22 protein-coding genes are annotated in these 25828 nt (G+C 64.0%); 13 read left to right on the forward strand and 9 right to left on the reverse strand.

Translation table 11 applies throughout. From position 1 onward, the window contains the following. Nucleotides 1-515: 515 nt before the first annotated feature. Nucleotides 516-1172, reverse strand: coding sequence for a ProQ/FinO family protein (locus tag NP80_RS00810; protein ID WP_035947865.1), 657 nt, complete (start codon nucleotides 1170-1172; stop codon nucleotides 516-518). 685 nt (nucleotides 1173-1857) lie between these two features. Here NP80_RS00810 and NP80_RS00815 point away from each other — a divergent pair. After that, nucleotides 1858-2442 carry a DUF2889 domain-containing protein gene (locus NP80_RS00815; RefSeq protein ID WP_006411409.1) on the forward strand — a complete coding sequence of 195 codons (585 nt, stop codon included), beginning with the start codon at nucleotides 1858-1860 and terminating at the stop codon, nucleotides 2440-2442. 31 nt (nucleotides 2443-2473) lie between these two features. Here NP80_RS00815 and NP80_RS00820 read toward each other — a convergent pair whose 3' ends face one another. Continuing rightward, on the reverse strand, nucleotides 2474-2965 hold the full coding sequence (locus NP80_RS00820) for a flavodoxin family protein (RefSeq protein ID WP_035488511.1): 492 nt from the start codon (nucleotides 2963-2965) through the stop codon (nucleotides 2474-2476). Between the two features lie 117 nt (nucleotides 2966-3082). Then, a complete protein-coding gene (locus NP80_RS00825) occupies nucleotides 3083-3730 on the reverse strand; it encodes a TetR/AcrR family transcriptional regulator (RefSeq protein WP_006405516.1) in 648 nt (215 codons plus the stop codon). A gap of 80 nt (nucleotides 3731-3810) precedes the next feature. Here NP80_RS00825 and NP80_RS00830 point away from each other — a divergent pair, with 80 nt between their 5' ends. The 3 genes from NP80_RS00830 to NP80_RS00840 all read left to right on the forward strand — a co-directional run bounded on the left by NP80_RS00830 (nucleotide 3811) and on the right by NP80_RS00840 (nucleotide 7895). After that, entirely contained in the window at nucleotides 3811-4935 is a 1125-nt protein-coding gene (locus tag NP80_RS00830) for an MBL fold metallo-hydrolase (RefSeq protein WP_006411401.1), read from the forward strand. A gap of 1246 nt (nucleotides 4936-6181) precedes the next feature. After that, complete coding sequence (locus tag NP80_RS00835; RefSeq protein WP_006399349.1) at nucleotides 6182-6877, forward strand: ParA family protein; 696 nt, start codon at nucleotides 6182-6184, stop codon at nucleotides 6875-6877. Further along, a complete protein-coding gene (locus tag NP80_RS00840; RefSeq protein WP_006411397.1) occupies nucleotides 6870-7895 on the forward strand; it encodes a ParB/RepB/Spo0J family partition protein in 1026 nt (341 codons plus the stop codon). Before NP80_RS00835 ends, NP80_RS00840 begins: the two co-directional genes overlap by 8 nt. Before the next feature lie 86 nt (nucleotides 7896-7981). Here NP80_RS00840 and NP80_RS00845 read toward each other — a convergent pair whose 3' ends face one another. Next, nucleotides 7982-9298, reverse strand: coding sequence for a replication initiation protein (locus NP80_RS00845; RefSeq protein WP_006405519.1), 1317 nt, complete (start codon nucleotides 9296-9298; stop codon nucleotides 7982-7984). Nucleotides 9299-10950: 1652 nt separating this feature from the next. Between NP80_RS00845 and NP80_RS00850 the strand changes: the two genes are divergently transcribed. Beyond that, a complete protein-coding gene (locus tag NP80_RS00850) occupies nucleotides 10951-11259 on the forward strand; it encodes a hypothetical protein (protein ID WP_006411406.1) in 309 nt (102 codons plus the stop codon). 178 nt (nucleotides 11260-11437) lie between these two features. On the opposite strand, the gene gcvA is transcribed toward NP80_RS00850, so the two are convergent. Then, the gene (gcvA, locus tag NP80_RS00855) at nucleotides 11438-12343 is read right to left on the reverse strand and encodes a transcriptional regulator GcvA (protein WP_006411393.1); all 906 of its coding nucleotides are present in this window, start codon (nucleotides 12341-12343) and stop codon (nucleotides 11438-11440) included. A 143-nt stretch (nucleotides 12344-12486) separates the two neighbouring features. Between gcvA and NP80_RS00860 the strand changes: the two genes are divergently transcribed. Together NP80_RS00860 and NP80_RS00865 are read left to right on the forward strand one after the other, a co-directional pair. Next, nucleotides 12487-13785 (forward strand): adenylosuccinate synthase, encoded by a 1299-nt coding sequence (locus NP80_RS00860; protein ID WP_035947863.1) that lies wholly within the window; start codon nucleotides 12487-12489, stop codon nucleotides 13783-13785. Between the two features lie 258 nt (nucleotides 13786-14043). Then, nucleotides 14044-14997, forward strand: a complete 954-nt coding sequence (locus NP80_RS00865; protein ID WP_006408597.1) for a LysR family transcriptional regulator — start codon at nucleotides 14044-14046, stop codon at nucleotides 14995-14997. A 198-nt stretch (nucleotides 14998-15195) separates the two neighbouring features. On the opposite strand, the gene NP80_RS00870 is transcribed toward NP80_RS00865, so the two are convergent. From NP80_RS00870 to NP80_RS00880, 3 genes are all read right to left on the reverse strand, one after another. Then, on the reverse strand, nucleotides 15196-15909 hold the full coding sequence (locus NP80_RS00870; protein ID WP_035947861.1) for a dienelactone hydrolase family protein: 714 nt from the start codon (nucleotides 15907-15909) through the stop codon (nucleotides 15196-15198). A 341-nt stretch (nucleotides 15910-16250) separates the two neighbouring features. Then, the gene (locus NP80_RS00875; protein ID WP_006405526.1) at nucleotides 16251-16562 is read right to left on the reverse strand and encodes a DUF4148 domain-containing protein; all 312 of its coding nucleotides are present in this window, start codon (nucleotides 16560-16562) and stop codon (nucleotides 16251-16253) included. A gap of 439 nt (nucleotides 16563-17001) precedes the next feature. After that, the gene (locus NP80_RS00880) at nucleotides 17002-17967 is read right to left on the reverse strand and encodes a GlxA family transcriptional regulator (RefSeq protein ID WP_035488515.1); all 966 of its coding nucleotides are present in this window, start codon (nucleotides 17965-17967) and stop codon (nucleotides 17002-17004) included. Between the two features lie 212 nt (nucleotides 17968-18179). On the opposite strand from NP80_RS00880, the gene NP80_RS00885 reads away from it, so the two are divergent. From NP80_RS00885 to NP80_RS00895, 3 genes are all read left to right on the forward strand, one after another. Further along, nucleotides 18180-18821 carry an HD domain-containing protein gene (locus tag NP80_RS00885; RefSeq protein WP_006411387.1) on the forward strand — a complete coding sequence of 214 codons (642 nt, stop codon included), beginning with the start codon at nucleotides 18180-18182 and terminating at the stop codon, nucleotides 18819-18821. Between the two features lie 494 nt (nucleotides 18822-19315). Further along, a complete protein-coding gene (parS, locus tag NP80_RS00890; RefSeq protein WP_006405529.1) occupies nucleotides 19316-19771 on the forward strand; it encodes a type II RES/Xre toxin-antitoxin system antitoxin in 456 nt (151 codons plus the stop codon). Then, complete coding sequence (locus NP80_RS00895) at nucleotides 19768-20244, forward strand: RES family NAD+ phosphorylase (RefSeq protein WP_006405530.1); 477 nt, start codon at nucleotides 19768-19770, stop codon at nucleotides 20242-20244. The genes parS and NP80_RS00895 overlap by 4 nt, the downstream gene beginning before the upstream one ends. A gap of 33 nt (nucleotides 20245-20277) precedes the next feature. Here NP80_RS00895 and NP80_RS00900 read toward each other — a convergent pair whose 3' ends face one another. Continuing rightward, nucleotides 20278-21219, reverse strand: coding sequence for a tyrosine-type recombinase/integrase (locus NP80_RS00900; RefSeq protein ID WP_035488517.1), 942 nt, complete (start codon nucleotides 21217-21219; stop codon nucleotides 20278-20280). 204 nt (nucleotides 21220-21423) lie between these two features. Between NP80_RS00900 and NP80_RS00905 the strand changes: the two genes are divergently transcribed. From NP80_RS00905 to NP80_RS00915, 3 genes are all read left to right on the forward strand, one after another. Continuing rightward, nucleotides 21424-23406, forward strand: a complete 1983-nt coding sequence (locus NP80_RS00905; protein WP_006411410.1) for a gamma-glutamyltransferase family protein — start codon at nucleotides 21424-21426, stop codon at nucleotides 23404-23406. A gap of 366 nt (nucleotides 23407-23772) precedes the next feature. Continuing rightward, nucleotides 23773-24282 carry a hypothetical protein gene (locus NP80_RS00910; protein ID WP_006411414.1) on the forward strand — a complete coding sequence of 170 codons (510 nt, stop codon included), beginning with the start codon at nucleotides 23773-23775 and terminating at the stop codon, nucleotides 24280-24282. Between the two features lie 293 nt (nucleotides 24283-24575). Further along, a complete protein-coding gene (locus NP80_RS00915) occupies nucleotides 24576-25826 on the forward strand; it encodes a metallophosphoesterase family protein (RefSeq protein ID WP_006411394.1) in 1251 nt (416 codons plus the stop codon). Nucleotides 25827-25828 lie beyond the last annotated feature (2 nt).

Consider the following 25828-nt stretch of genomic DNA (forward strand, 5'->3'; position numbering starts at 1 on the left):
CGGTGCGCCGTGCGCGGATGCTGTCGGTACGGTGGTTACGCCTGGTGCGTCGGTCAGTGAAGATTGCGCCCGATTGATGAACGCGTGCGCCTTGCTTACCAGGCGTCGCGTTGCTCATCGAGAGATGGGCGAAGATATCGCATCATTTCCGGCGAGCCTCGCGTCGAAAGGGACCATGGACGATGGCGATGTCGGCGCAGGATGTGGTCTCGAACACGGAGCATCGGCAGCGCAATGGGCTCAAGTCCGTTCGTTCATGGCGAACGGTATGTGTCGTCGCTCGATCAGGATCACGAATTTTCCGAGCTGCACTTCGCACGAATCGTGTGCCGACTTCGCTTGGGAACGCGAAATGCTACGCGTCGATGAACCGTGCAAGCATCCATGCCGCTGCTCGCGCGGTGACATTTGTCACTTCGCGTTTACCGCGCCGCAGTTTAGAACGACGCGACAGGTCGGCTGCATGCCTGCCGCCGAAGACGTCGCCGCGCGATGGCGCGGCGACGTATCCGACCTTACTCGTTACCAGCCGCTTGCTGTTCGACCTGCGGCGCCGGTTCTGCCGGCCGTTGAGTGTCCGCGGCGGCCGGCTGCTGCACGGCGGCGTCCGTCTGCGCGTCGGCCTTCGGCTGCTGCGCGCCCTTCGCCGGCTTCGCAGCACTCTTGCCGGGACGCCGCGACTTCAGGTGTCGCGCACGCGCCGCATCGTCGCGCGTCACGCGCCCTGCTTCGTTGCCCTGCAGGTCGACGCGGACCGCATCTTCAACGAGGCACGACCAGTAACGGTTGCCGCGACACCACGTCGACATCGCATCGCGCAGCTCCGCTTCGCTCAGACCGAGCGTCTGTGCTTCGCGCGCGAGGTCTTCCCAGATACCGACCTTCAGCGGCACCTTCGGTGCCGGATTCTTCGGGAAAGCGCGCGGAAAACGCCGTTGCAGTTTTCCGATCGCGACGATCACGGGATCGACGGGCGCCGACGGCTTTGCCGGCGCGGCCTTCGCGCTCGTCGCTGCTTTGGTGCCGGCACCCGATTTGGCCCCGCGAGGCGGACGATCGCCGGACGGCTTCGCGCCGGTGTCCGGACGCGTTGCCGGCCGCTTCGCGTTCCGTTCCTGCTTGGCCTTCGCTGCGAGCTGCGCCCGCAATTCGGCAAGTTGTTCAAAACCCATAAATTCAATCCACCAGGAGTGTAAGGCGTGATTCGCGCGGCCATCGCGCGTATCGACGTCGGACCACGCGCTTCGCCGCATCGGCTGCAGCATCTGCCGCCGACGCGGATCGCGACGAAACCGCGTCGCGCACGCCACTGTTTCAGGCACCGGCCAAGATGCCGGACAAGGCAGGAGTCGAAGTATACCGGTACGCGCGGATGACGGCTGACTCACTGGTCCGGATCGGCCGGAATGCGCGGACGCGGACTGCGACCGACGGGTCGGTGAGCGCAGGAAAGCGGCGGTGCTGGGTAACGAAAATGGACGGGATGTCAGGCGCAATTGGGCACAATGATTTCCGGTGTGGCGGCGTGCTGCGCGACGGGAAGGAACGATTCTCCAATCGTGAGACGGAGGCATGGTGCCATGAGGAGTCGAGATCGCGTTGCGCAAGATCGCGCGAATCTTGCCACCTATATCCCGCAGCCTCAGCGGTGCGATGAACGGACGGCGCGAAACGCGCGTCGATGCCCGTCTATTTCGTTGCGTACGCATCCTTTTCGTCCCGAGTCGCATCGCTGCCGAAAAGCACGAAAGTGCGTAGTATGTCGTGCAGCGTCCGGCTGTTGTGCGTTCACGTTATCGCGTGCCGGGCCGCATACACATTGCCTATGCAAACCCGGTTGCGCAACGGAGCAGATCCATGGTTTCCCCACACGACACCGCGCAGGAAGACGTCACGCGCGAGGAAATTCATCATCGGCAGATCGACATGCGCGGTTATCGACGCAGCGACGGCTTGTTCGAAGTGACGGCGTGTCTGACGGACCGAAAGCCTGTCGACTTTACGCCGCCCGGCGATGCGCGGATGATCGCCGCACATGCGCCGATTCACGATCTGGGCGTCACGCTTGTCTTCGATGGCGACATGATCGTTCGCGCGGTTTCCACCTTCATCAAATCGCATCCGTACGCGCAATGTCCCGGCGGCGGCGATTCGCTGCAGGCGCTGGTCGGCCTGCGCATCGGTGCCGGGTGGAACAGCGAGGTCCGCAAGCGTCTGCCATCGTGCGACACCTGCACGCATTTGAAGGAGATCCTTACGCCGCTCGCGACGGCCGCGTATCAGACGATGGTCGGATTTCGCCCGTCGTCGCTGAACGAGTACGACAGCAACGGCAAGCCGGTGAAAATCGACAGCTGCTATGCCTACGGCGCTTCGCGCGATCTCGTAAAGCGTCTGTGGCCAGAACATCATCGACCGGAAGCGGCGAAGATGGGAGATTAGTCGAGCGCGCATCCGGCGACGGCATCACGAATCAAAAGATGCCGAGCGCCAGTCCTGCCGCGAGCGCTGCGCCGAGCTCCGCACAGCGCGCCAGATCGGCGGCGCCGATGGTCTTCGGCGCAAGAATGCGCTCCGGTGTTTGCGCATGCGTGCATACGATCAGGCCCGGCGCCACGTTGTTGAGTCGCCAGCCGGTCGCGATCCGATCGATCTGGCGTAGCGCGTTCTGACCGTCGCTGCCCGCGCAGATCATCGCCGCATACGGTCGGCCGTTCACGCGATCGAGGACGGGGTAATAACAGCGATCGAAGAAATCCTTCATGACGCCGGACATCGCCGCAAGATTTTCCGGCGTCGCGAAGAGATACGCGTCGGCGGTCAATACGTGCTCCGGCGTAGTCGCATCCGCGCGCTGCAGCCGGACGTCGACACTCGATTCGTCGCGTGCAGCCGCGGCCGCCGCCTCGGCCATCTGCCGCGTCCCGCCGGTCATCGTGTGATAGACGATCAGCAGCGTTTTCATCGATCGGTCCTCACGCTCCGATGCGTCCGTACTGGTGATATACATATCGGTGTCGATAAGCGCAGCAGGCTTCAGCGATTCCGGCCTCGCCGCCCCGCGCAGGAAGTGCGCTCAATCTCACGATTTGACCGGGGCGTCCTTGCCGTCGGCGCGCGAGTAGCGCGCGAGAAACATGTCGGCCGCCGATTCGGCAACCCTTAGTCGCTCCTGCGAATCGAGCGGCGGCTGGCCCATCGTCAATTGCGGCCAGAACGCAAACGCCTTCACGATGCCATGCAGTTGTTGGGCGGAGAATATAGGGTCCGATACAGACAAACGTCCAGCGGCGGACGCTTCGCGGATCCATACGGTGACATCTTCTTCGCGCTCGCCGAGGCGCGCGACCATGTCGCGTGCGCGCTCCGGCGAATGCATCGCCGCGCCGATCGCGACACGCGCAAGTGCCAGGAACGACTCGTCGTTCAATAACTTTAGTTTGCGATTCAACAGCGCGACGAGTTGCTCGCGCAACGGGACATCGTCGCGATATGCAGGTGTGCCGTCGTCCTGCGTCGCGTTCCACAGTTTCTGCAGGATCGCGACGAACAGCGCGTCCTTGCTCGGAAAATGATTGTAGACCGTGCGCTTCGATACGCCGGCGTGGGCAGCGATTCGATCCATGCTCGTTGCGTCGTAACCGGAAGCGAGAAACGCCTCGATCGCCGCATCGACAATGGCGGCACGCTTGCGGTCGGTGAGGCGCTGTGGAGACGAGGTGGTGTTCATTCGAAAATTTTACACCGCGTAGTTTACTTTTTCGAATAAGAAACTACACTGCTGAGTGTACTTTTTCGGACGAGTCGAACATGGCCTCACCTTTTACTTTTGTGCAGCGCGCGCTAGGCCTTACGGCCGGGAAGCGTAGTCGCGCGTATGGTCGTCGTTCAACGCAGCATAACGGCGAGCGCTTCGTCAACGTGAGGCCGCGGCCAGCCGAGGGATTCGGAAAGATGCTCCGGGTCGCATGGAACATGCTCGTCAATAAACCACAAGGCACGATGCCCGCCGCGGCGCTGACCGTCGATCGCTTGACCGTATCCGAACTCGACGAAGCACCGGACCGCAGCCTGTACCGTCTTGGGCATTCGACACTGCTCATCAAGTTGCGCGGCGAATGGTGGTTGACCGATCCCGTCTTTTCGGAGCGCGCATCGCCGTTCCGCACGCTCGGTCCGAAGCGGTTCCACCCTACGCCAATCGCGCTCGGCGATTTGCCTCCGTTGCGCGGAGTCATCCTGTCGCACGATCACTACGATCACCTCGATCGTGAAACGGTGCTCGCGCTCGCTTCAACGACTCGCGTATTCGTCACGCCGCTAGGTGTCGGCGACCGCTTGATCGAATGGGGCGTCGATGCAGCGAAAGTGCAGCAGCTCGATTGGTGGCAAAGCGTCGAGATCGATGGGCTGGCGCTGACGGCCACCCCCGCGCAGCATTTCTCCGGCCGAAGCCTGTTCGATGGCGACAGCACGCTGTGGGCGTCATGGGTCATCGTCGACGATAGTCTGCGCTTGTTCTTCAGCGGGGACACCGGTTACTTCGATGGCTTCAAGGCAATCGGCGATCGCTTGGGGCCGTTCGACGTGACATTGATCGAGACTGGCGCGTACGACGCGCAGTGGCCGTACGTGCATATGCAGCCAGAAGAAACGGTTCAGGCTCATATCGATCTACGCGGACGACGACTCGTACCGATACACAACGGGACATTCGACCTTGCCATGCATCGTTGGCAAGATCCGTTCGAAAGAGTGACGGCACTGGCTGTGGCGCGCGGCGTTGCACTGTCGACGCCGCGGATGGGCGAACGTCTCGATCTCGATGCACCGCATCGCGGCGAGCAATGGTGGCGGGCCGTGCCTGAGGAGAAAAGCGCGTCCGGAAGGAAGGCGCGCCGCTGGCGGTTGTGTCCGGCGGAAGCCGAGAGGTAAGCTCACGGGCGATATCCCCTTGCGAATATCGGCAGGCCCTCGTCCAAGCCGTGCGTTGCGTCGGTTTGCACACGCGTTGTCACGTGACAACCGGCCGGGATCGGCGCGCGGCATGACCGCCGTTTCGCGCATCAGACTCGGCAATGAATCTTGCGCACGGGCGATTCGTATCGATCACGACCCAACACGTATCAATCAATACAGCGTCACTCTCAAGAAGCTCACCGGGTAATGTCCTGAGGCGTGAGCCGTCATCCGCCCCCGTTTCCCGCCCTAACGCGGTGTATTCTCCGTGAAACAGCTTGAGCAATCCAGCGTAAACCCTTGTGCCAAAAGGATCCCCGCGGCGCTTCAATTTTTCGCGATTGTTTCACGGTTGCGCTCAAAGCCTGCGGAGGGCGGTTTTCACGTCACTACGCTCGGCCCACTCGAGCACATTGGCGGAGATCGCCAGCGTCCGACGTGTAATCAAGAGCGTTGCGATGCAAGGCGGGGGTTTCCGGTGCCCTTTTATTAGGGACACATCGTTGCATGATGCGGCAGCTGCTAACTCGGCCGGCGTGCAGTTGAGCCCGATGCCGCCCGGCCCGATTCCAACGGCGGTCTTTCCGCGGCGAACGTAGCGCCCTCTCTTCTTTCGAGCCGCCCGGAGCGATATCCAACGGTCCACGTCGTTGTCACGTGACAACTCGACTCCCGCAGCCGTGCTACGCACTTCTGCAGTTACGGAGCGTCGTAGGCGTCAGGGACCTACTGACACGATCGTCGAGGAGATGAAGCAGCAAAAGGGGCGTTGATTTAAGGCGGCAGACCTCGGCAGCCCGCTGAGCGTCGCCGGCGGTAGTTGTCACGTAACAACCGCGAACCAGAGGGGCCGCGACAAGCGCAACGGGAGCCCAATTTATCGAAAAAGGCGCCTAACTCAGCGTCGTTCTCCTGCGCGAGCGCCGTGGAGGTACGTCGCTACGGGCATCCCGGTTGTCACGTAACAACCGCCTGCCCTACTGTCGCACTTCTATAGTCCCGCGTTCGCGAAGCGCAATTTAACGAGACCTATCAACCCTCGTGCTCCGGAATCACCGCACGATCATTTTTCTATCCAGCGTCGTTATCCGAGCCACCCAGCCATTCGACCTACTTGTCACGTGACAACCACATTTCGTAAAAAATCGAGCCTTGTGAAAGCGTTTGTCTGGACAATCAGCGTTTCGCTGAATATATTACGCAAAACTCCGTGGAGAATTTAATGGCCTTCAAAATCGCCGTTAGCAATCAAAAAGGTGGGACGGGGAAGACGACCATCTCCGTCAATATCGCCGCGGCATTCGAAGCGGGCGGGAACAAAGTGGCGCTGATCGACGCCGACCCTCAAGGCACTTCGGTCCGCTGGGTAACGAGCGGCGAGAACACGCTCCCGATGACAGTCCTGTCGCTGGCACCTGCCGGGCGCGGCATCGGCGCCGAAATAAAAAAACAGGATGCAAACTTCGACGTCATCGTCGTCGACTGTCCGGGCAACCTCGAGGACCCACGCATTGCCTCCGTGCTCGAAGTGGCCGATTTCTGCCTGGTGCCGTTGTCGCCGTCGCCGGCCGATCTGTACAGCACCGTCGCGATGATCCGCATGATCGAGTCGATGCGCGCCGTTCGCAATCCCAATCTCTCTTCCGCATTAATGCTGAATAGCGTCAATGGAAAAACTAAAATGCGTGAAGAAATTTTAAAAATTCTAAGAGCGGAAGAAATAGGGGAGCATCTGCTCGACAGCCAGATCGCACAACGCGAGGTCTATCGCCAAACGTTCGCGCTCGGCACGACCATTCACCATCACAACCGGTATCTGAAGGGGCTGAAAGAGGCTCGCGCCGAGATCGAAAAGCTCGTGACCGAAATGGCCCAATACATCGCATCGACGCGCGCAACGGGAGCCGCTCATGGCTAAGGACACATCCAAAGAGAAAAAGCCGACCGGCAATCTGCATCTCGCGGCAGGGCTGCTGCGCGGGCTCGCGCAAGAAAACGCGGCGCTCGAAACGCGCATACCCGAGCCGCCCTCGGCGGCGAAAACAGGCGTCGGCGCCGCGGTGGCGGCCGCCCCCGGCGTCACGCCACCCGATGCGCTGGATCTCGGCGCGCCGCAACGCGTCGCCGTCAAGGACTGCATTCCGAACCCGTTCAATCCGCGCGTGTTCTACTCCGAATCGAGCCTGCACGAACTCGCGTTGACGTTGAAGCGAGAAGGGCAGATCGAGCCGATCAAGGTCACGCGGCTGCCGGAGTTTCCGGGCAAACTCGTCGTGATCGACGGTCAACGCCGCTTGCGCGCCACGAGCATCAACGGCGACGAAACGATCAACGCGACGTTCCGCACCGATCACACGCCGGAGCAACTCTATACGATCGCGTATCGCGCCAACCACGATCACGAACGCCAGACGATCTTCGACGACGCAGTGGCATGGAAGCGCCTGCTCGACGAGAAGGTCTTCCCCGACCAGAACACGCTCGCGGAAAAGATCGGCAAGGACAAGGCATCGATCAGCAAGACGCTGTCGCTGAACGCCCTGCCGAATACGCTGCTCGAGCGCATGGCGGCCGCGAGCGACGTCGTCGGCCTGCAGGCAGCGTATTTCCTGAAGCTGATCTTCGAGCGCCTGGGCGAGGCGACCGCCGACCGTCTGCTGACGGCCGTCATCGATCGCAAGAAGTCGGTGCGCGACCTCGAGAACTTCCTGCGCGCGCAGAGCGACGACACCAAGAAGGCGGGACGTACGCGCTACAGCGTCCGTCACGATTTCGCGCTCGAGTCACGCGCGATCGGCCAGTTGAAGACATATCCCGACGGGCGTCTCGACCTGCAGCTGAAGGGCGTGGACGCAACCCATCAGGAAGCGCTCGCCGACAAGCTCAAGGCCGTCATCGACGAATACGTCGCCGCACTGACCGCCGCACAGCAGTAAAACGAAACAACGCAGACCTCGCGTCCACGCCGCACGCCACGTCGGAGCGATCCGACGTACGTGGACGCGGATCCGCGCGGTCTCGTTCAGTTGGTGGCGAGGCTGCTCTTGAGCAGGAACTCGAGCAGATCGTCCGACGTCGGCTCGCCCCAGGTGTCGAGCGCGAGCCAGCGGAAGAAGCTCGTTTGTGCGAGCTTGCTTGCCTTCTTCTTCGGCGACAGCGTCAGGTCCTTCGACCCGGCAACGGTCTCGTTGTAGCGTTCGATCAGCTTGGTCTGATCGTCGATCTCGAGCTCGCGGAAATACGCGCCGGCTTCCTCGACCTTCGCGGCCAGATACTTGTCGCGAATCTGCTCCTGCTTGCTTTGCGCGGATTCCTGGACTGCTGCGCCGGTCTCGGCGCCTTGTCCGTCGGACAGCGTGTAGCCGTGCGTCAGCGCTTTGCGGAAATACGCGGCCACATTGTCGATCGGCGCGGCATTCTTTTTCGTAGTCCGATTGAGCGTATAGGCGATCGCCGCCTTGATCCGCTGTACGCCGTATTGCGTAATGAGCCGACGCGCTTCGGAGCGCGGGATGCCGAACTTCGCGACCTCATCGACGAGCGCTTCGTTCTTGACGTCCCCTTCCTCGACCGTATCGGCGCTCGGCTTGCGCGTGACCTTGAACTGCACGGCCTCGACACTGCGGCCCGACTTGTGTTCGATCAGTTCAAGCGTGTGGTCCGATACTTCGTTCACCTCCTGAATGCACGGCACGAGGACCTTGCTCTTGAACAGCTTGTACTCCTTGTACGACTGCGATGCCTTGTCCTGACCCAGAATGAGGTCGCGGAACTTCGGCAGCGGGATCTTGGCGGTGATGCCGATCCCTTCGTAGCGCACGGTGTTTTCCCACAGCGCCAGCGAATGCGATCGACGAAACTCGCGCGCGATGCGCATATCGATCAACGCATAGATCTCGGGGTTGAGCAGTTCGCTGCGAATCTGGTCGGAGAAGCTGTACTTCAGGACCGATTGCTCGAGCTCCGCGCCCGCCAGCAAGCCCGACGCCTTCCACACGGTCGACCGGTCGGCGGCTAGGTAGTCCCAGTTCACGACGGTGCTGATCAGCGAATTGACCGTATCCTTCACGTACTTCGTGTTGTTGCTGTTCAGCCCGCTCTCGTGCGAAAGCGCGGCAATCGAAATCGAGAAGCTCGTGCGGCCGGGCTCGAACGCTTCCTGTCGAAGCGCGTTCTTGATGAGCGAACTGAACATCTTGCGCTGCTGCAGTCCGATCTTCCCCGACTTGGGTGCGATGTGAATCGCCTGGACCGCCTTGCGCAGCAAGTCGGGAGGCTCGGGTGTCTGAAACAGCGAAACCTGTTTGTCGGAGCCTTTGCTTGCGGGCTTGCGCGGCATCGTGGTGTCCGGATAAGGTGACCGTATTGAGGGCGGACTTTATACCTTTTCGCGGCGGCGAGCAACGCCCCTGTTCCAGCGTCACTTGCACAACGGACGCTAAGCCGTCGACGCAAAAGGGAAATTTTTTGTGTGTCGATCGGCGCGTCGTCCCATAGGCATATACCTTTCGGCCAAAATGCGTCCCACAAACAGCTACCTTTGACGCTCGAACACCCGCGCCCGGCATGGCTCTTGCCGAATCGAAGGTAGCCTTCCATGGGAACTTATCCGGCTGAACCGGAACGGAACCGGCATTTCGTGGTGCCGTGCAGCACGGTCGCGATTTTCTCCCATAGCCGGCTACCTTTTCAAAATCCCATAAATGGATACCTTCAAACGCATCGACAGTGAGAGGTTTCGCACGATCGCCGCAGGGGCCGCGCCAAAGCATCCCATAAACCGCTACCTTACTGCGTTCCCATAAAAGGTTACCTTTCTCGCCAGAGGCACCTGTTTATGGGAGACCACGCCGCGCGCATGACCTTCGATGCCATCCCGAGCGCCGAACCGCTGCCCATAAACGGCTACCTTTCGCCGATACCATAAACGGCTACCCAAACAGGAACGCAATGCCTCTCGACATTCGGCATTTCGCAGCAACGCACCATAAATGGCTACCTGAAGGAGATCCCATAGATGGCTACCCAAGCCATTTCCGGTCTGAAATCCCATAGACGGGTACGCTCTTCCCATATCCACATCCCCGGTTCCCCACAGGCTGGTACCCAATCCCCCAAATCCACAGACCTCACCCCCCACGATCTTCTACCTGTGCTCCCATAAATGGGTACCGATCCCCCTTCAAACCCTTACTGGACAAGGCTGTGAGGCTGCTAAAAGTAGTTAAAGAAGTAAACGTTGCTTTCTAAAGATGTAAACACACGTGTGCTTTTGCAGAAAGACCTACCCCATAAACCGCTACCCAACGATGCCGAGGTGGTTCAAAGTGACGGTCACGGTGGTGCTCACCGGAGCTGAGCGACGCAAGAATTCCTTTTCCTGACAATGACTTACGCGTCCAACGTGACCTCGCATGTGAGTACCTACTCACAAACTGCAAACGTAGAAACCTATGGGAGAAAACCGCCCGCGAAACGGCGATCGGACCGTATAGGTTCCCGTCTATGGGAGCATCCAGGCAGCGCAGGCGTGTCATTCCGCACGCAATCGACGCGGGCGCCGCACTGAAACAGCTGTGGGGCAGACGACCATTCACGCGGTTGAATCGCTGTCGAGCGGACTTGTGGCAAGCAGACTTGTCCTCACCGAGCCGCGGCGCTTTGGACAACCCGCTCGCCGGACCCTTGCTGAACCGCTGCGAGTAGCACTGTCGCGCTTGGCACCTCACACGATCTTTCACATCGCGATAACAGCTTCGTTCCCAAATCCGATCGAACCGCAAATCGACCGCAGCTTCACCCGGGCTAGCCCAACTCGGTCAGATATCTCCCATAAACGTATCCCCAAGCCACCATCGCGACGTGAACCCGGCCGTCGCGTAACGCGGTTATGATGCACAGGCCCCGTCCGGTTTCTCTACCGCTCGGGGAGCAGGGGTGGTATCTCGATGTGCTGTCTGTCCGTGACCCATTACACAAGAGAGTTCAGCGATGCGAATCCAGACGAAAAAACTGATGCTGGCCGCGACTGCGGCTGCGTTCCTGCTTGGCTCGACGGCGCCCGTGTTTGCGCAGACGGATGCGAGCGCACCGGCCGCGCAGGACGCCAAGGCTGCCAAGCAGGAAGCGCGCAAGGCGGCACGTGCCAAACGCAAAGCCGAACGCAAGGCGGCGCGCGCGAAGAATACCGCTGAGCTGAAGAAGCTCGAGGACGCGGGCTACAAGCCGGCCGTCAACGATCCGAATTATCCGCAGAACCTCCAGAACGCCGAGAAGAAGGCCGCCGGTTCGGGCCAGTAAGCGCCGACCGGTTCGCAAGCCGCGGATGTCCTCGCGGCTTGCGTGCCGCAGCGATGACTGCGGCGCTCCACGAGTCGCTTTCGATCGGCGGCCGACACATCGCGCCTCGACAATCCCTTCTACGCCGGGCTCCCCGGCATGCCCATCCGGCCCATCCGGCAGGCACCTCACACGCCGATCAGCGCAGACCGCCCGAACGCTCCGCACGTCCCGCCAGCTTCAGCCAGTCCCTGAACGCGCGTACCGCTTCATCGTCGATCCGCGTGGCCGACACGTAGGTGAAATACCGCCACGCCGGCAACGCCGGGCCGCTGAACGGCTGCACGAGCCGGCCGTCGGCAATATCGTCGGCGACGAGCGCGATCGGCCCCATTGCCACGCCGAGTCCGTCGAGCGCGCCCTGCAGCGTCAGGTAGAAATGTTCGAGCGTCAGCGCCTGCCGAGGCGCGAGATTCGGGCAGCCGGCCGCTGCGAGCCATTCCGGCCACATGCCGGGATAGGTGGCCGCATGCAGCAACGTGAAGTTCGCCAGATCGGCCGGCGTGCGCAGCGGCGTGCGCTCGAGCAGCTTCGGCGCACACACCGGCAAGCGGACTTCGGACAGGAATTCGTCGGCCACGTAACCGTCGATCGTCTGCGGGCCGCCGCGGATGATCAGATCGGCGCTGTCGCGCAGCTTGTCGATCGGCTCGTTCGACGTCGACAGCCGCACCTCGATCGTTGGATGGGCGACCTGAAACGACGACAGTTTCGGCACCAGCCAGCGCAACGAAAACGTTGCGGGCGCATTGACGCGCAGCACGCGCTGCTGGCCTTGCCCGAACTGCTGCGCAGTCGCGAGCGCGATGCGATCGAACGATGCGCAGACTTCCGCAAGATACGTACGCCCTGCATCGGTGAGCACGACGCGTCGATTCAGACGTTCGAACAGCGGCTTGCCGAGCCAGGTCTCCAGCTGCTGTACATGCCGGCTGATCGCACCGTGCGTGACGCACAGTTCGTCGGCGGCGAGCGTGAAGCTACCCAGTCGCGCGGCGGCCTCGAATGCGCGTAGCGAATTCAGCGGCGGAAGTCGACGTGCCATGCTTTTCGAGTCCGTGTGAGTTTTTCTGACGAGATCGCTCAGATTTAATCGTTTGATTGCCGGGAGACGCTTTGCGACTATGCCACACGAGCGGCCGCATCGGCCGACGCGAGTGTCTGAATTTCTCACATGGAGAATCGAGCGTGGCAAATGTGGTCGTGGTAGGCGCCCAATGGGGCGACGAAGGCAAGGGGCGGATCGTGGATTGGCTGGCGGCACGGGCCGATGTCGTCGCGCGCTATAACGGCGGTCACAACGCCGGTCACACGCTCGTCGTCGGCGGGAAGACGTACAAGCTCGCGCTGCTGCCGAGCGGCATCGTGCGCGGCAAGCGCGGCGTGATCGGCAACGGCGTTGCGCTCGATCCGGAAGCGCTGCTCGCCGAAATCGCGCGAATGGCGGAGCTCGGGCTGCAGGTGACGCCGGACAACCTGTCGATCGCCGAAAACGCGACGCTCGTGCTGCCGATTCACCGCGCACTCGATGAGGCACAGGAGCGGCTGCGCCGCGAGCCGATCGGCACGACGCTGCGCGGAATCGGGCCGGCGTACGAGGACAAGGTCGGCCGCCGCGGGCTGCGCGTCGGCGATCTTGCCGAACCTGCCCGCCTCGCCGACAAGCTCGAGGCGCTGGTCGACTATCACAACGCATGGTTCCGTGGCCTTGGCCTCGAGGTCTGCTCGCGCGATGCGATGTTCGACAGGCTGATGGACGTCGCGCCGAAGATCCTGCCGTTCGTGCGGCCGGCGTGGGCCGACCTGAACGACGCGACCGACCGCGGCGAGCACATCCTCTTCGAAGGCTCGCAGGCCGTGATGCTCGACATCGACTGGGGCACGTATCCGTTCGTGACGTCGTCGGCAACCGTGGCCTCCGCGGCGGCGGCCGGGACCGGGCTCGGCGCGTCGAAGCTCGGGCACGTGCTCGGCGTGACGAAGGCCTACGCGACGCGCGTGGGCGGCGGCCCGTTCCTGACCGAGCTGACCGACGCAACCGGTGAAGCGCTGCGCACGCGCGGACAGGAATTCGGCGTGAACACCGGCCGGCCGCGGCGGTGCGGCTGGCTCGATGCCGCGCAGTTGCGTCAGGCCGTCAGGGTGTCCGGTATCGATTCGCTGGCGCTGACCAAACTCGACGTGCTCGACGGCTTCGACTCGATCGAGCTCTGCGTCGGCTATGAACTGGACGGCGCGCGCGTCGACCATCTGCCCGCGAGTCTCGATGCCCAAGCGCGTGCACGGCCCGTGTACGAGCGGTTCGACGGCTGGCAACGCAGCGTGAAGGGCGTGCGCGAGCGTGCAGCGTTGCCGCATGCCGCGCAGGCGTTCATCGCACGCGTCGAAGCGGTCGCGGGCGTCCCCGTGTCGATGATCACGACCAGCGCGGAACGGGACGACACGATCGTGTTGCGCGATCCGTTCGACCCGGCGCCGCGCGTCTAATGGACAGGACGTATCGTCCCGTCCCGGCATGACGTCGGACGGCGCGATATGCCCGTTCGCACGCCTTGCGGAACGCGTTCTTCCGCCGCGCTGCGGGCACCGCACGAGACCGCGCACGGCGAACTGGACACGCTACCGACGCTGCTGTACTGTTCCGCACAATTCGCGCCGGACCGGCCGCAGTCGTAGCGGCTCTCGACGACGGAGACACGCGGCGACGCCGCGGCACGGTGCGGTTTCAATCCCGGGGACATGGCGATGGACACGTTACAGATGATGCGCATTTTTGTCCGGGTCGCGGAGGAGGGCAGCTTTACGAGCGCCGCCCAGCGGCTGGACATTACGACAGCCTACGCATCCCGCTCGGTCGCGCAGCTGGAAACGCATCTGCGCACGCGTCTGCTGAATCGCAGCACCCGCCGCATTGCGCTGACGGACGCAGGCCAGCGCTACCTCGACCGTTGCCAGCGGATTCTCGCGTATATCGACGAAGCCGAAGCCGAGGCGGCCGACGCGCAGGCAAAGCCGTCGGGGCGATTGCACGTGCACGCGACGACGAGCTTCGGGCAGGCGTACGTCGTGCCTGCGGTCGTTCGCTATCGACAGCGCTATCCGTCGGTCGCGGTGGAACTGACGCTCTCGCAGCATGTGCCCGACATCATCGACGAAGGCTACGACGTGTCGCTGCAGCTCAGCACGGCCGAACTGCCCGACTCCGGCCTCGTTTCGCAGCGGCTCGGCGAAATGCATAGCGTGCTGTGCGCGTCGCCTGCATATCTGAAAGAGCGCGGCACGCCGCGTACCGTGAGCGATCTCGAAGGGCACGCCTGCCTGCAGATCGTCACGCCGATCTTTCCGCGCGATCGCTGGCATCTCGATGGACCCAACGGCCGCGAGACGTTCGAACTGCCGTTGCCGGACTTTCAGGTGAACATCGCCGACGCACTCGGCGCAGGGCTGCGCGCCGGTCTCGGCATCGGCGCATTGCCGATGTCGACGGCCTTGCCGGCATTCGCGAGCGGAGCGCTCGTGCGCGTGTTGCCCGAGTACCGGCTGCAGAAGCTGACCGTCTATACGCTGTATGCGTCTCGTCAGTATCTCGATGCGAAGATCAGGACGTTCGTCGATTTTCTGCGCGAGTGCGTGCCTGAAATGCTCGCGGCCGACGAGGCCGCGCTCTGTGCGGCACAGGAGTCGCGCGCGAACGCATGACATATCGGCCGCACGTGCGGCCATCATTGATACGGAATCCTTGGCATCGGATGCGCGGCGCTTGCGGAAGCGGCGCGCCACGTACTCCGGTTCGCAATCGGTGCGCATGTTGCCGGCCGCGCCGCTGCATGCGACCGTGCCGGCAAGAGCGATACATCGATCGAGCGGCGAGCGTTGCGCTCGCCCGTTCAACGGCCGTCAGGCCGCCTTTTGCCAGAGCGTGCGGCCGAAGAACGTCAGCGTTCGGTCCCACGCGAACTGCGACCACACCGGATCGAACTGCGTGCCAGCGATGCGGCCGGGCCCGACGGCCGTTTCGTTGGCGAACGCGTGATGAGCGAGATACCGGTGGAATTCGATGTCGACCTTGGCGTCGCTCAGCTTCTTTTCGAGTGCGTCGACCTGGTCGATCGTGAAGAACGCGTCCTGCGTGCCCCAATGACCCATCACCGGCACCTTGATCTTCGACGGATCGAGATAGTCGAGCGGAGGGAAGCCGTACCAGGTGACGCCGGCGTCGGCGTCCGCAAATTGCAGCGACAGCAGCGTGAGCGCACCGCCCATGCAGAAGCCCGTCACGGCGACGCGCTCGGCGCGCGTCTTCAGATACTGGACGGCGCCGGGAATGTCCTGCGACGCGGCATCGCCGAAATCGAGCCCCGTCATCAGATGGTGCGCTTCTTCTTCCTCGACCGTCGACTTGCCACGATAGAGATCGGGCACGAGCGCGAAGTAACCGCAGCGCGCGAGGCGATCCGCGACACCGCGGATCTGGTCGTTCAAGCCCCACCATTCCTGAATGACGACGACCGCGGGCGCGCCGTCGGTCTTCTCCGGCGTCGCGAGGTAGCCTTGCAGCTCCTGGCCGTCCGGGCGGCGAAACGTGATCATGGAACCGGATGTTTGAGACATGAAACCGCTCCTTTTCGAAAAATGCCATTGATGCGGCATCGGAGTCGGCCGGCGAACGCGATGACGATCGGGGCTTGCCCGGCGGTTCGAGATGACGCTCGCGTTCGCTGCGGCCGGCGCCGACCACGCGGCCATTCTATGCGCAAATGCGGGGTGCCGGCGTTCAGGACGGCAGGCCTAGCGGCGGGGGAGCGGGGCGCATCGTGTCGCTGCGTGTCACGGTGCGCGCGTTGGCATGCACGCCTGCATCGATGTGCACGCGCCGACAAAACAACACCCCGCCCCGATGAACGGGAGCGGGGTGCGAGGCACGGCGCGCGTACCGCAGTACGCAGGCGGCATTACTGGCCGAAGTAGATCGAATCGCGGCCGTCTTGGCGGGCGGCGGCGACGCGGCCGGCATGAATGCGCGGCGCAGCTTGCGCGCCGTATCCGGTTGCATCGGCGTTCGTCACGCGTTCCTGCGCGGTCTGCAGCGCACGCGGATACTGCGTGTCGGAAACTTCCGGCTTGTAGCCGGCCTGTTCGAGCTGGACGAGTTCGGCGCGCACCTGCTCGCGCGTCAGTTGACCCGACGGGTTCGATTGCGCAAGCGCGCCATACGATGCAGACAGTGCGGCGGCTGCGACGGCAGCGTAGATGAACGACTTCATGATGACCTCCGGTTTCGTTGATTTCGCGCTTCGCTGTTTGCGTTCAGCGGTTGATTGCATCGTAGCGATCGCGTAACGGACCGGAAATACGCGTTCGGGCGAATCATTATTGCAACTGAGTAAACGATTCGCGGATTGCGGGGCAGGCGCCATTTGTCTGGAGATTGGACGATGTAGGCGGCGCACGCGCCGCGGCGGCCGAATCGGCGCGATGCAACGGACGCGTGCGCAGCAGCGCGTCCGCATGCCCGGGCATCGAAAAGCGCTTGTCGAGTGAAACGAGAAAAGGTTGTCAACACAACGTGTTGTGCCGTCATCGGCTGTATGGACTCGAGCGTTGAAGCATCTTCGGGCCGGCTGCGCCGGCACCAAGCGCTGTGAAACAACGCGACGCACCGGATCAAAGACAAAGCCGACGAAGACGCGCGCCACGCGGCTGCTATTCGGTCACGATGGCCTGCCGTTTCCGATACTCGGCGGGCGTGATGCCGACGTGTTTCGCGAACGAGCGCCGCAGCGTATCGACGTTGGCGAAGCCGCATTTCGCTGCGACCTGCTTCGGCGTATCGCGGCCGTTCTCGAGCAGCTGACGCGCGGCCGAGATGCGCGTCGCTTCGACCCACGCGGCCGGCGTCATGCCGACTTCCGCGCGGAACAGCCGCGCGAAGTGTCGCGGGCTCATGCCTGCGTGCTTCGCCAGGTCGGCGACCGAGTGCGCGAGTTCCGGATGCGCCGCGATCCAGCGCTGCACTTCCTGCAGCACCGAGCGGCCGGCGGGCCGCGCTTCGCCTTTACGGCTGAACTGCAGCTGCCCGCCCGGTCGCTTGAAGAACATCACGAGCTGCGACGCGACGCGTCGGGCGATGTCGCGTCCGAGGTCCTCCTCGACGAGTGCCAGCGCGAGATCGAGGCCGGCCGTCACGCCGGCGCCGGTACGGAGCTTGCCGTCGCGCACGTATAGCGCGTCGGCGTCGACGGTGATCGTCGGATGTGCTTCGGCAAGCGCTTCGGCCACGGCCCAGTGCGTCGTCAGATGGCGGCCCTTCAGCAGGCCGGTCTCCGCCAGTACGAACGCACCCGTGCAGATCGAGCCGTATCGCCGGCTCTGTACGGCCGCGGAGCGTAGCCATGCAAGCACGTCGGTGCGTAGCGCGATGCGCCCCGCGCCCGGCGCGCCCGCGACGAGCAGCGTATCGATGCGCGCCGGGACGTCTGGCGCGACCCAGTCAGGCAACAGTTGCGCGCCGGAAGAACTGCGGATCGGCCCCGATTCGCACGCGATCACGCGCAGCGTGTAGAACGCTTTTCCGTATTCGACGTTCGCCTGCGCGAACACGTCGAGCGGCGCGGAAACGTCGAGCAACTGAACACCCGGGACGGCAAAAACACCCACGACTTTCGGCATGAACGATGGCATGACTGACAACGCGACGCGTTGCAGTATAGACGTGCGCGAGCCGCACGGGGCGGGACTGAAGCGGTGCTGCGGGCCGAATCGGACACGCTTTGCCGGCCGCGTCAGCCGATCGCGCAAAATGGCAGGATTTGGCGTAATACGTCTGTTGAAGACAGGGGTCTCGATGCACAGAATCGACATATCTTCAATGGAGGTCGACCATGACTGTGAACGTTGCCGGCATCACGATTCCCGATAGCCAATTGGCGCGCGAGATCACCGAACTCGTCCGCGATACCGAGTCCCCGCTGCTGTTCCACCATTCGAGTCGCGTGTACTACTTCGCGGCGCTTGCCGGTCGCCGCCGGGCGCTGAAGTACGATCCGGAGCTGCTCTACTGCGCGTGCATGTTTCACGACATGGGGCTGACGCATCGGCACAGCAGTGCGTGCGAGCGCTTCGAGGTGGACGGCGCCAATGCGGCGCGCGATTTTCTCAAGAGCAAGGGCATTGCTCAACAAGACATCGACCTCGTGTGGACGTCGATCGCGCTGCATACGACGCCGGGCATTCCGCAGCACATGCATCCGGTGATCGCGCTCGTGACGGCCGGCGTCGAAATGGATGTGCTCGGCCTCGCGTATTCCGAATTCACGAACGGCGAGCGCGAAGCTGTCGTTCATGCGCATCCGCGCACACCGCACTTCAAGGAGGACATCATTCAGGCGTTCTACGACGGGATCAAACATAAGCCGCACACGACGTTCGGCAATGTGAAGGCGGACGTGCTCGCCGACAAGGATCCGCATTTTCATGCGACGAATTTCTGCAGCGTGATTCGGTCGTCGGCGTGGGCGGGCTGATTCCGGGAGTGGCTTGCAGGCGGGCCGGGCGGGTATGGCAGTCGCCCGCCGCAACGAATTCGTTGCGGCCGTCTCGGCTGAATGCCCGCTGACGGTGCGAAGGGCCGGACCTGCCTGCATCGCCCCGTGCGCCGTAATGAGCGCGACTTCCTGCTTTAGAAATGGGGCGCAGACAGCGCGGCCCGGCCGGTAAGGACCGACTCGTCCTCCAACGGAACGAACCCGCGACAGCAGCGCGCGGTAGCTCGAGCGCTGGTCCATGCTGGACCTTCGCCGATTGGACCTTAATAAGTTGTTACGTGACAACCAGACCCGCCTACGACGTAACTTTATATACTGAAAGACGCGCGCCACCCTCCAAGGCGAATCTCCGATTCGCACCTCCTGCTGCGCCTGCTGCCCATTCGCCGGCCAAAAACCGCGCCTCCACGACAACCCGCCGACCTTCGGCAAAACGCCTATAATAAACGGGCAAATTGCCGGAGACTCAGCTCATGAGCACCATCGCTTTTCATCCCTCGGGCGTCGCACATCCGCGCCAGGCCGAATTCACGATTCTCGAGCAACTGCTCGCGATTCCTGTGCGCTCGGGCGCGGATCTCGCCGAACTGGCGAGCGCGCGCGTCGATGTCTCGGTGATCGACCGTCTGTCCGAGCGCGGCCTGAAGTCGGACGAACTGGCGTTCATCATTCCGCGGCGCACGCTGAGCCATCGCCGGCAGGCGCACGAGCGCCTGTCGCGGGAGGAATCCGACAAGGCGATCCGGCTCGCGCGGATCGTCGCGCAGGCGACGGCCACCTTCGGCGATCAGGACAAGGCGATGGCGTGGCTGCGCCGCGGCCTGCAACGCTTCGGCGGCCGGACATCGCTCGACATGGCGAGCACGGAACACGGCGCGCGGCTGGTCGAAGAGGCGCTGACGCAAATCGACGAAGGGTATTTCGCTTGACGACGCTGTGGCGAATCAGCAATTACGCCGACCTGAGAGGGATCGGCGGATTGCGTGCCGGCGGGCGCTGGCACTTCGCCGGGCAACCGGTCGTCTATCTCGCCGAACATCCGGCGCTCGCCTTGCTCGAGACGCTCGTTCATTTCGAAATCGCGACAGTCGCGCAGTTGCCGAGCGGATACCAGCTGCTTCGCGTCGAGGTGGCCGAATCGGTCGACATCGCCGAAATCGTGGAGGCCGATGCGCCGGCCGACTGGCAGACGAACGTCGACTGGACGCGCAGCGCCGGCACCGAATGGCTGCATACGCAGCCGACCGCGTTGTTGCGCGTACCGAGCGTCGTCGTCCCGCATGCGCACAATTTTCTGTTGAACCCTTTGCATCCCGCGGCCGCCGACGTGCGGATCGTCGAGATCATGCAATCGCCGTACGACAGCCGCATTCTGCGGCTGATTCAATCGAAGCCCGAATGACCCGTAACGATCGCGCTCTTCGCGCGATGGCGCTCAGCGCTCGTGCGCCGCGCGGTCGGCGGCCGCATTCGGCGGCAGCGTTTGCCTGATCCGCGTAACGGTTCGCGTGCTGACGAGGCCGAGCATCGCGCTGACGTCGGCATGCGTGTGACCGGCCAGCAACTGGCGACGCGCGAAGGTATTGCGCAGTACACGCGGACTCATGTTCGACGCCTCGAAGCCGATCGCGGCGAGCGCGTCGCGCACGACGAGTAGCAGAAACATGTCGTTCATCGGCCCGCCGTCGCGCGGCGCGGGAAAGAGTCGCGCTAACGCATCCGAATCGGACGCGCAAGCCGCCAGCCACGCCGCGAGCGGCGCGACGGCAAACGCAGCGAGTTCGATCCGGCGTGCCGGCCGGGCGCGCTCGCGTGGCACGGTCAGCATCGGTCGGCGTTCGTCGAGCGTGAGGGCGTCGCGTGTCGTTGCGCGGATTTCCGCCGACGTGATGCCCGTTGCGAGCAGCAGCGCGACGATCGCGCGGTTCCTGCACGCGGCGGGCGTATCGTCGGCGCGCGGTTGCACGTGACGTTGCAGCGCGGCGTCCGCGTCGGGAGGCAGATAGCACGGCTCCGGCTCGGTGTCGGGCCACGCGAGCGCGTGCGCCGCACGCGCGGCCGGATGCACGCGGCGCACGCCGGCTTCGACGAGATGCCGGCACAGCCGGTCGATCAGCTTCGCATAGCGCACGCGCGTGGACGTGCCGGGCGCGCAACCGCGCTCGAGTTCCGTCAGAAACGTCGCGACGTGGTCGGGCCCGAACGTCGCGAGCGATGCATGCTGCGCATGCAGATGGCGCAGAAATCGTTCGAACATCGCGACGTGCTGCACGATCGAGCGCGGCGCGAACGGCTGCCGCCGCGCGCCCGTCGCGCTCGTTTGCTGCCACGCCCGAAATGCCCCGACGGGGTCGTCGATCCAGCGACTCGTATCCATGACGCCGTTATAGCCGCAATGCAGCGAAGTCTGCAAATCGGGCGAACGCACAGTGCGCGAACTTACCTACGCGCGGCTTGCGCTCGTCGACGAGTTGCGGAAAAAAAATCATCCGTGCGACGATCGAACCCATTGCCCGCATGCCGAGGGGGTCGCGGGCGACGAGACGTACTTCACAACGATGCACGACAACGTCGACCGACAATGAATAGAACAGCGATCTTCCCGTATGCGTCCGCGCTGCTTGCAGCCGTCCTGATGACGGCGTGCGGCGGCGACGTGGAAAACGAAGCGGCCCGCTCGTCCACGACGGCCGACACCAGTTGTCTCGCGCTCGACAACGGCGGCGCGACCGTCGTGGTGGGCTCGAACCAGCCGGGCGACCCGTCGTTGCCGGAAGCGTCGTCCGGCTATCGCACCGGCATGAAGCCCGTCTATGCGAAGCGCTATCTGGTCGCGACTTCGAACGCTTACGCGAGCGCGGCGGGATGCGCGGTGCTGAAGAAAGGCGGTACGGCAGCCGATGCGGCCGTGGCCGTGCAAGCCGTCCTCGGGCTGACGGTGCCCGAGGCGACCGGCCTCGGCTCGGGCGGCGTGCTGCTGTACTACGATGCGGGCAACAAGACGCTGCAGGCGTACGACGGCCGCGAAACGGCACCTGCTGCCGCGACGGAAAACTATCTGCGCTATGTCGACGACCAGAGCGACCGGTCGCCGCCGCAGCCGAACGCTCGCGCGAGCGGCCGCTCGATCGGCACGATCGGCGTGCCGCGGCTGATCGAGGCGTTGCAGCAGGATCACGGCAGGCTTGCGTGGAAAGACCTGTTCGGCGACGCGATCGCGCTCGCGACGAACGGCTTTCCGATCGGCGGCCGGCTGGCCGACGCGATCGCGGCGAATGCCGCGAACCTGAAGCGCGATCCCGACGCCGCTGCGTATTTCCTGAACGCCGACGGCTCGCCGAAGACGCTCGGCACCGTGCTGAAAAACCCCGCATACGCCGATACGCTGACGGCGCTTGCGCAGTCGGGCGCGAAGGCGCTGTACACAGGGCCGATTGCAGAGGACATCGTCGCGAAGATCGCGATGGCGAAGGGCGCGGACGGTTCGACGATCACGCCGGGCAAGACGACGCTCGCCGATCTCGCGGCCTACGAAGCGAAACGTCGCGAACCGGTATGCACGACCTATCGCAGCTATTGGGTGTGCGGGATGCCGCCGCCTTCGTCGGGCGGCATTGCGGTCGCGTCGGCGCTCGGCATTCTCGAGAACTTCGATCTGAAGTCGCTGAAGCCGACCGCGATCGATCTCGAAGGCGGCAAGCCGACCGTCGCCGGCGTGCATCTCGTGTCGGAAGCCGAGCGGCTCGCGTACGCGGATCGCGACAAGTACGTCGCGGACACCGATTTCGTGCCGCTGCCGGGCGGCACGTGGGACACGCTGCTGAACAAGCCGTATCTGAAGTCGCGCGCGGCGCTGATCGATCCGGGCAAGAGCATGGGCACCGCGCAGCCGGGCGATCTCGGCGCGGTGCCGCTCGGCGTCGACACGACGCTGATCGAGCACGGCACGAACCAGTTCACGATCGTCGACGGCGACGGCAACGTGCTGAGCGCGACGACGACGGTCGAATCGAGCATGGGCTCGTTCCATATGACGCACGGCTTTCTGCTGAACAACCAGCTGACCGATTTCTCGGCGAATCCGCTCGACAGCGCGGGCAATCCGGTGGCGAACCGGCTGCAGCCCGGCAAGCGGCCGCGCAGCTCGATGGCGCCGACGATCGTGTTCGCCAAGGCGGCCGACGGATCGCGCGGCGACTTCGTGATGGCGACCGGCTCGCCGGGCGGCGGCACGATTCCGCAGTACGTGGTGAAGACGCTCGTCGGCGCGCTGGACTGGGGCCTCGACGCGCAGCAGTCGGCCGGCCTCGTCGATTTCGGCGCCAGCAATAGCCCGACGACGACGATCGGCGGCGAACATCCGAACGTCATCACGTCGAACAATGGCGCGAACGATCCGCTGATTGCCGGCCTGCTCGCGCTCGGCCACAAGGTCTCGACGTCGGCGCAGGCGAGCGGCGTCAATACGGTGATGCGCGTGACGCTCGGTCAGACGCCTGCGCTGCAGGGCGGGACCGATCCGCGTCGCGAGGGTCTCGTGCTCGGCGACACGATCCGACCGTAAGCACGAAGCCGGCGCGAGCCAAGCCACCGCCCCGCCATTCCGATCGCGATCGGCGGCGGGGCGTTTCGTTGTTGCGATAGCGCGCGCGCCGAGCGCCGCCAAACATTGGTGAACCGCATGTCGAAACACACGATGCCGGCCTGCTGAAGCACCGGACGACTCGAGTCGATCGCGCCGCAATCCGACAATTGTCAAACTGTGTGAGTCAATCGTCAGCATTTGCAACGGAAGTAACAGTCCCCGCAAAACAGCGGTTTTGTACGCGACGCCGGCTACATTACGCCCACTTGCCGCATGTCGCGGCGAGGCATGCGACAAGCCGCATGAACGCGGCCCGCAGCAACAACATCTTTGGGGAGAATGACCATGAACAAGATTCGCACGATCCTGCTGGGTGCCGCGCTGTCGGCTGTCGCGACCTCGGCTGCTTTCGCGCAGACGGCACAGACCGGTGCAGACGGCTCGGTCGGCGTCGGCGCACAGGTGCAGACGCCGCTGCTGAGCGGCGGCGTGGGCGCGCAGGGCGGCGCGGGCGCGAATGCGGCCGGTTCGGGCAACGTGATCGGCGGCGCGCTGAGCGGCGTCGGCAAGACGGTCGACGGCGTCGGTTCGGCAGCCGGTAACGCGGTCGGCACGGCCGCAGGTTCGGCGAAGGATGCTGCCGCGTCGGCCGTCCATTCGACGAAGGCGCACGTGAAGCATGCCGCGGCGTCGGCGAAAACCCACGCGCAAGGCGCGATGACGACCGCAGGCGATGTCGCGGGCGGCGTGAAGGCGAAGGCCGGCGAAGCGCTGGCCGGTACGACGAACGCTGCACAAGGCGGCGCGTCGGTCGGCCTGAAGGGTTCGGTGTCGGCGCAAGGCGCGGCGCAGTAACCGATCCAGGTCCGTAACGGCCCGGCTCGCTTCGATGCGGGCCGGGCCGTTTTTTTCGCGCGCGCGATGCGACGTCCTTCCCCGGCATCGCATCTCCGATACGGACGAACGGCACGCGAATGGCGCCGCACCCGTTCGGGATGGCATCATGCTTCGCTGCTGCGGCTCGATTGCGGCGGTCGCTTTCAGGTACCATCGCCAGCCGTCGGCAACCGGCAGCATGATGCCGCGCAACGTCGATCGCACGCGATACGACGGCAACCGCCACGCGCGCCATCCAACAGGGGAATTTCGTGAAGTTCATCCACGCGGCAGACATTCATCTCGACAGCCCGCTGCACGGCCTGAGCGCGTATCCGGACGCGCCGGCCGCGCAGTTGCGCAGCGCGTCGCGCGATGCGCTGCGACAACTGGTGGATCGCGCGATTGACGAGGGAGTCGCGTTTCTCGTGATTGCCGGCGATCTGTACGACGGCGACTGGAAGGATCACAACACGGGCATCTTCTTCGGTCAGCAGATGGGACGTCTGCGCAAGGCCGGCATCCGCGCGTTCGTGCTGTGGGGTAACCACGACGCCGAAAGCGAAATGACGAAGAAGCTGACGCTGCCCGACAACGTCACCGTATTCCATCATCGCAAGCCGGAAACGCATCGGCTGCCCGAGTTCGAAGTGGCGTTGCACGGACAGAGCTTCAAGGACAAGGCGGTCGTCGACAATCTCGCGACCGGCTACCCCGATCCGGTGCCCGGCTACTACAACATCGGCGTGCTGCATACGGCGCTCGAAGGCTATGCGGCGCACGCGAACTACGCGCCGTGCACGCTCGCGGAACTGCATGCGAAGGGCTACGACTACTGGGCGCTCGGCCACGTGCACGAGTTTCAGCAATGGACGGGACCGTCGACGATCGTATTTCCGGGCAACCTGCAGGGACGGCATATCCGCGAGACCGGGCGGCGCGGTGCGGTGCTCGTGACGGTCGAGCAGGGACGCACGCAGGTCGAGCGTCTGTACCTCGACGTGTTGCGCTGGGAATCGCTGGCGGTCGACGCGTCGGACTGCGTGAGCGTTGCCGATCTGTCGCGCAAGATCGGGCATTCGCTGGAGACGCTGCTGAGCGTCGATGCGCATGTGCCGCGCGCGGTACGCGTGACGGTGACGGGACGCACGCCGGCGCACGGATTGTTCTTCGGGCGCGCGACGCAGCTGCGTGCGGAGGTGCTGAATCAGATCGGCATCATCGGCAATGAGCGGCTGTGGCTCGAGAAGGTGCGGCTCGCGACGTCGCCGCCCGAGCAGCCGTACGGCGCCGGCGAACCGCTGGAAGCGCTCGACGATCTGAAGCAGATTCTCGCCGACGCCGCGCACGATCCCGATTTCCTCGCGCTGCTCGAACGCGATCTGAAGCCGTTCCTCGGCAAGGTGCGCAGCGACGTGAAGGAGGACGTGCCGCTGCTCGCGCTCGCGCGCGAAGGCGATCTGACGGCACTGGTTCGGCAGGTCGGTCCCGCGCTGCTCGCGCGACTGGCGAGAGGAGAATAAGC

The organism is Burkholderia multivorans ATCC BAA-247, assembly GCF_000959525.1.
Classification (GTDB): Bacteria; Pseudomonadota; Gammaproteobacteria; order Burkholderiales; family Burkholderiaceae; genus Burkholderia; species Burkholderia multivorans.

Coding starts and splice junctions, on each gene's coding strand:
- NP80_RS00835 (WP_006399349.1), top strand. CDS start 6,182: ATGGCCTTCAAAATCGCCGTTAGCAATCAAAAAGGTGGGACGGGGAAG.
- NP80_RS00875 (WP_006405526.1), bottom strand. CDS start 16,562: ATGAAGTCGTTCATCTACGCTGCCGTCGCAGCCGCCGCACTGTCTGCA.
- NP80_RS00880 (WP_035488515.1), bottom strand. CDS start 17,967: ATGCCGAAAGTCGTGGGTGTTTTTGCCGTCCCGGGTGTTCAGTTGCTC.
- parS (WP_006405529.1), top strand. CDS start 19,316: ATGAGCACCATCGCTTTTCATCCCTCGGGCGTCGCACATCCGCGCCAG.
- NP80_RS00845 (WP_006405519.1), bottom strand. CDS start 9,298: ATGCCGCGCAAGCCCGCAAGCAAAGGCTCCGACAAACAGGTTTCGCTG.
- NP80_RS00910 (WP_006411414.1), top strand. CDS start 23,773: ATGAACAAGATTCGCACGATCCTGCTGGGTGCCGCGCTGTCGGCTGTC.
- NP80_RS00850 (WP_006411406.1), top strand. CDS start 10,951: ATGCGAATCCAGACGAAAAAACTGATGCTGGCCGCGACTGCGGCTGCG.
- NP80_RS00810 (WP_035947865.1), bottom strand. CDS start 1,172: ATGGGTTTTGAACAACTTGCCGAATTGCGGGCGCAGCTCGCAGCGAAG.
- NP80_RS00840 (WP_006411397.1), top strand. CDS start 6,870: ATGGCTAAGGACACATCCAAAGAGAAAAAGCCGACCGGCAATCTGCAT.
- NP80_RS00900 (WP_035488517.1), bottom strand. CDS start 21,219: ATGGATACGAGTCGCTGGATCGACGACCCCGTCGGGGCATTTCGGGCG.
- NP80_RS00885 (WP_006411387.1), top strand. CDS start 18,180: ATGACTGTGAACGTTGCCGGCATCACGATTCCCGATAGCCAATTGGCG.
- NP80_RS00825 (WP_006405516.1), bottom strand. CDS start 3,730: ATGAACACCACCTCGTCTCCACAGCGCCTCACCGACCGCAAGCGTGCC.
- NP80_RS00905 (WP_006411410.1), top strand. CDS start 21,424: ATGAATAGAACAGCGATCTTCCCGTATGCGTCCGCGCTGCTTGCAGCC.
- NP80_RS00820 (WP_035488511.1), bottom strand. CDS start 2,965: ATGAAAACGCTGCTGATCGTCTATCACACGATGACCGGCGGGACGCGG.
- NP80_RS00830 (WP_006411401.1), top strand. CDS start 3,811: ATGGCCTCACCTTTTACTTTTGTGCAGCGCGCGCTAGGCCTTACGGCC.
- NP80_RS00870 (WP_035947861.1), bottom strand. CDS start 15,909: ATGTCTCAAACATCCGGTTCCATGATCACGTTTCGCCGCCCGGACGGC.
- gcvA (WP_006411393.1), bottom strand. CDS start 12,343: ATGGCACGTCGACTTCCGCCGCTGAATTCGCTACGCGCATTCGAGGCC.
- NP80_RS00865 (WP_006408597.1), top strand. CDS start 14,044: ATGGACACGTTACAGATGATGCGCATTTTTGTCCGGGTCGCGGAGGAG.
- NP80_RS00815 (WP_006411409.1), top strand. CDS start 1,858: ATGGTTTCCCCACACGACACCGCGCAGGAAGACGTCACGCGCGAGGAA.